The organism is Protofrankia sp. Cr1, assembly GCF_963555865.1.
Lineage (GTDB): Bacteria > Actinomycetota > Actinomycetes > Frankiales > Frankiaceae > Protofrankia.
This window is the reverse complement of record NZ_CAUVXO010000254.1, coordinates 897-3,872: the sequence shown is the minus strand read 5'-3', so window position 1 is coordinate 3,872 and position 2,976 is coordinate 897. Positions and strand designations below refer to the sequence as shown.

Below are 2,976 nucleotides of genomic sequence, written 5' to 3'. Positions count from 1 at the left end.
AGCCAGTGTGAATAAATCTGTAGGTTCTCATCTCTCATGTCCACCGGTGATGCCATGAGCTGATCGTTCATGTTCTTCTCGTCGAACTGTCCGGGCACGGTTCTCGCCGATCTGTCATTTCCCGCGCGGTCGGACCTTGCGTCAGGCGTCGATGCGGGCTGTTGGTGGTTGTCAGAACCTGCCCCGGTGGTGGCCGACGACGGCTACCCGTTCCCGGCCATGGGGGCATGCTGCGGGGTCAATGGCTGGAATCCGGACGTGGGGCTGAGCGCGGACCTGGGTCTCCGGGTTCCTGAGCGGGTTGACCAGCTGCGGGGGCAGGACGCCATGCGCGCCCTAACCCGGCGTTGAGGGCTCGGCAGCATCGCCTTACGGTCGAACTGTGATCCTGCCCAAGGACCGCGACTCCCGGTTCATCACCCTTCGCCGCGGGGGGACGCTCGTGGATTCCGACCATCGGCTCCTGGCTCTGTGGGCGGCGGTGTGCGCGGAGCACGTTCTGCACCTCTTCGAGTCGGTGCAGCCCGCGGACCCCCGGCCCCGTCAGGCGATCGAGCAGATTCGGGCATGGGCGCGCGGCGAGATCAGGATGTCGCAGTCCCGCGCGGCGGGCGGCCATGCCATGGCTGCGGCAAGGGTGTTGAGCGGAGCGGCTCGTCACGCGGCATTCGCCGCCGGTCAGGCTGGGGTGGTGGCGCATGTCCCTGCTCACGAGCTGGGTGCGGCGGCCTACGCGATCAAGGCTGTGCGTGCGGGGGCGCCGGTAGGTGAGGCTGAGAGCGTCGGCCGATTTGAGTGCCGTTGGCAGCGTGAACAGCTCCCGGATGCGATTCGCGAGCTCGTGTTGGACGACCAGCGGTTGCGCAACGAGATCTGCTGGTCGGTCTTCGACTGTTGACGGCGCTGCGATCGTCGTGGCCGCGTAGCCGGGCCGACCGAGAAGGGGCATCTTGGGTCGGCCGGTGGCATGGCAGTGGTGGCCGTGCTGCTGCGGCCGGATTTGGCTGTCGGTGGGCTGGTCCTCGGCTGGTAGGGCGGCGTTGCAGTTCGGGCGGAACTGGTAGACCGTCCGGCCCGGCATGCCCGTCGACCCACGCGACGATGAGCCGCTCGCGCTGCGCGACATCCACCTGGAGGTTGGGCGCGCCGGCGGTGGCGCCGGGCGACGAACCGGCGGCAGAGCCGGCAGGCCGTCGGGAAGCCGCCAGGTTAGGCGCCGTGGCGACGGCCACGGGCGGCGTAGCTGCGTAGCGCCCGCAGGAAGTCGATCTCGCGGAACGCGGGCCAGTACGCCTCGCAGAAGTACAGCTCGGAGTAGGCGCTCTGCCAGAGCAGGAAGTTCGACATGCGCTGCTCGCCGCTGGTGCGGATGACCAGGTCGGGGTCGGGCTGGCCGGCCGTGTAGAGGTGGCGGGCGACGTCTTCGGCGGTGAGGGTCTCGGCCAGGTCGGCCAGCGAGCCGCCCGTCTCGGCCTGCTCGTGCAGGAGGGCCCGGAACGCGTCGACGACCTCCTGCCGGCCGCCGTACCCCACGGCGAGGGTGACGTGCGCCCCGGTCGAGCAGGATCGGGTGACCTCTTCGGCGTTCTTGAGCGCGCGGGCGGTGCTGTCCGGCAGCGCGTCGAGCAGCCCGGCGATGTGCATCTGCCACGCCGGATCGGGAGTCGCGATCTTGTCGGAGACTACCTGCTCGATGACCCGCATGAGGAACGCGATCTCGGCATCGTCGCGGTGGGCCAGGTTCTCGGTGGAGCAGACGAAGACGGTCACGTGCTTGATCTCGGCCGCCTCGCACCACGACAGCACGTCCTCGACATGGTCGGCGCCGAACTTGTGGCCGAGGCTGGGATTGGCCATCCCCATCTGGCGGGCCCAGCGCCGGTTGCCGTCCATGATCAGGCCGACGTGCCCCGGTAGCTCGGCTCCCTTGAGCGACGCGCGGAGCCGACGGGCGTAGACGCTGTAGGCAAGATCGCGTATTGGCACGGCCTTAATCTATGCCCGCCTGTCCACCGGTCCCAGTCCCGCCGGTCCCGGCCCTCCGGGTTCAGTTCCCGCGGTGCTACCCGGGTCGGGACGGTGGGACAGTGGGTGCGTCCAGAGCCCGCTGCTGTCGGTCCCAGTTTGGAAGGGGCGGGGCCCACCGGTAGGGAGATGTCGGTGCGAGGATTGTGATGTGGCGGATACGGGGGCCGCGGGCGAGCCGCGGACGTGGGATTTCTTCATCTCCTACACGGCTGTGGACCGGCGGTGGGCGGAGTGGGTGGCCTGGCAGCTGGAGGACGCCGGCTACCGGGTCCTGATCCAGGCGTGGGACTTCGTGCCGGGTTCGGACTGGATGTTCGGCATGGACCAGGGAGTGAGGCACGCCCGGCGGATGGTGGCGTTGCTGTCGGCGGCCTACCTGCGTTCCGTCTACGGTGGTCAGGAATGGCGGGCCGTACGGGCAGAAGACCCGGAGGGCTTCGCGCGCAAGCTACTCCCAGTGCGACTTGAGGACTGTGACCGGCCAGGGCTGCTACACACCCTGGTTGGATTCGACTTGTTCGGTCTGCCGGCGGAGGCGGCGAGGGTCTACCTGCTCGAACAGATAGGCCATAGTCTGGCTGGCCGAGCCAAGCCTGCCGCAGCCCCGGAGTTCCCGGTTCCCCCGCGAACGGCGCCACCAGTCGCCGAACCCGTCTTCCCGCCGTCGCCGCCGTCGGTCCCTGTGGGGGCGTCTCCATTCGGCACGCTGCGCGCCACCCTGACCGGCCATACCAATTCCCTGTGCTGGGTAGCGTTCTCCCCGGCAGGGAGGCTGCTGGCCACGATCTCCGACGACACGACCGCGCGGCTGTGGGACGTGCCGGCCGGCACCCAACACGCCATCCTGACCGGCCACACCAAGTCAATGGACTCGGCGACGTTCTCCCCGGACGGAACACTGCTGGCCACCGGCTCGGTCGACGGGACCGCGCGGCTGTGGGACGTCGC

General features: G+C 69.1%; 4 protein-coding genes. 3 read left to right on the top strand and 1 reads right to left on the bottom strand.

Translation table 11 applies throughout. From position 1 onward, the window contains the following. The first annotated feature begins 69 nt into the window (after positions 1–69). Together U9980_RS18060 and U9980_RS18055 are read left to right on the top strand one after the other, a co-directional pair. A complete protein-coding gene (locus U9980_RS18060; protein ID WP_322749369.1) occupies positions 70–351 on the top strand; it encodes a hypothetical protein in 282 nt (93 codons plus the stop codon). A gap of 31 nt (positions 352–382) precedes the next feature. Beyond that, the gene (locus U9980_RS18055) at positions 383–898 is read left to right on the top strand and encodes a putative immunity protein (protein ID WP_322768996.1); all 516 of its coding nucleotides are present in this window, start codon (positions 383–385) and stop codon (positions 896–898) included. Positions 899–1,209: 311 nt separating this feature from the next. Here U9980_RS18055 and uppS read toward each other — a convergent pair whose 3' ends face one another. Further along, complete coding sequence (uppS, locus tag U9980_RS18050; protein WP_322768995.1) at positions 1,210–1,986, bottom strand: polyprenyl diphosphate synthase; 777 nt, start codon at positions 1,984–1,986, stop codon at positions 1,210–1,212. Between the two features lie 190 nt (positions 1,987–2,176). Between uppS and U9980_RS18045 the strand changes: the two genes are divergently transcribed. After that, the coding region (locus tag U9980_RS18045; RefSeq protein ID WP_322768994.1) for a toll/interleukin-1 receptor domain-containing protein at positions 2,177–2,976 on the top strand (800 nt) is incomplete at its 3' end.